At 64.1% G+C, this 1,481-nt stretch carries 1 protein-coding gene; it reads right to left on the bottom strand.

Features of this window, described 5'->3' with window-relative positions; translation table 11 throughout:
- Positions 1-33: 33 nt before the first annotated feature.
- The gene (locus tag JF781_RS27905; protein ID WP_052536990.1) at positions 34-1,347 is read right to left on the bottom strand and encodes an IS256 family transposase; all 1,314 of its coding nucleotides are present in this window, start codon (positions 1,345-1,347) and stop codon (positions 34-36) included.
- Positions 1,348-1,481 lie beyond the last annotated feature (134 nt).

Here is a 1,481-nt window from a genome sequence, read left to right as displayed (position 1 = left end):
GAGGAATTGTCAATACCTGTGGATCGGCTTGTTTCAGGCGACCTCCGTTCCAGTTGATTCGGTCGGTGCCGAGTCCGCCGACGGGGTGATGTCGGTGGGTCGCTCGAGCAGTTTGCCTTTGTGGAAGATCGCGCCGGCCCGGACCAGAGCGACCAGGTGCGGTGCGTTGACGGCTCGCCAGCGGGCTTGCGCGGCGTCGATCAGCTTGTAAGCCATGGCCATTCCGGCGACGCGTGAACCCGGCCCCTTGGTCACCTTGGTCCTCAAACGTACCGTGGCAAACGTTGATTCGATCGGGTTGGTAGTGCGCAGATGGACCCAGTGCTCGGCCGGGTACTTATAGAACTCCAGCAGCACATCGGCGTCATCGACGATCTTGGCGACCGCCTTGGGGTACTTGGCGCCGTAGTCCACCTCGAACGCCTTGATCGCCACCTGCGCGTGGTCGATATCCTCGGCGTTGTAGATCTCCCGCATCGCCGCGATCGCCCCCGGATGAGCCGACTTTGGCAGGCAGGCAAGAACATTGGCCTGCTTGTGAAACCAGCACCGCTGCTCGCCGGTGGCCGGGAACACCTCACGCACGGCCTTCCAGAACCCCAGGGCCCCATCGCCGACGGCCAGCACCGGTGCGGTCATCCCGCGACGTCGGCACGACCGCAACAGATCAGCCCACGACTCGGCCGACTCCCGGTACCCGTCGGTGAGCGCGACCAGCTCCTTGCGGCCGTCAGCGCGCACACCGATCATCACCAGCAAACAGAGCTTCTCCTGCTCCAGGCGCACCTTGAGATGGATGCCGTCGACCCACAGGTAGACGTAGTCGGTGCCCGACAGATCACGGGCCTCGAAGGCCTTGGCCTCGTCCTGCCACTGCGTGGTGAGTCGGGTGATCGTCGTGGCCGACAAGCCGGCACCCGAGCCCAGGAACTGCTCCAACGCCGGACCGAAATCACTGGTCGACAAGCCATGCAGATACAGCAACGGCAACACCTCGGTCATCTGCGGCGACTTGCGCACCCACGCCGGCAGGATCGCCGAGGAAAACCGTTGCCGCTCACCAGTGTCCGGGTCAACACGTTTGTCATTGACCCGCGGCGCGGTCACACTCACCGCGCCCGCCGCGGTGAGCACCTCGCGCTCGCGGTGATAGCCATTGCGCACCACCAGCCGGTGCCCGTTCTCATCAAGCTCACCGGCATGAGCCTCGATGTAGGCGGCGACCTCAGCCCGCAACGCTGCGGCCAGCATCTGGCGGGCACCGTCGCGGACAATCTCATCGAGCAACGACCGCGACGAGCCAGCATCCTCGTTGGATGAATCCGCATCGTGAACTACCGTGAGCATGGGCGTACCTTCCCGAACCAGCGCGCCAACGCCGGCTCTTGATCAGACCTTCGACATTCAGATCATCCTCGGGAAGGTGCGCCCTTTCCTACGCCGCCTCGCCGAGGCTCATCCACAGGTTCTGATCATTGCTC

It is taken from the genome of Mycobacterium sp. WUMAC-067 (genome assembly GCF_020217485.1).
Taxonomy (GTDB): Bacteria; Actinomycetota; Actinomycetes; order Mycobacteriales; family Mycobacteriaceae; genus Mycobacterium.
Note: the sequence above shows the minus strand (reverse complement) of the source record. Positions and strands in the feature narration are given on the sequence as shown.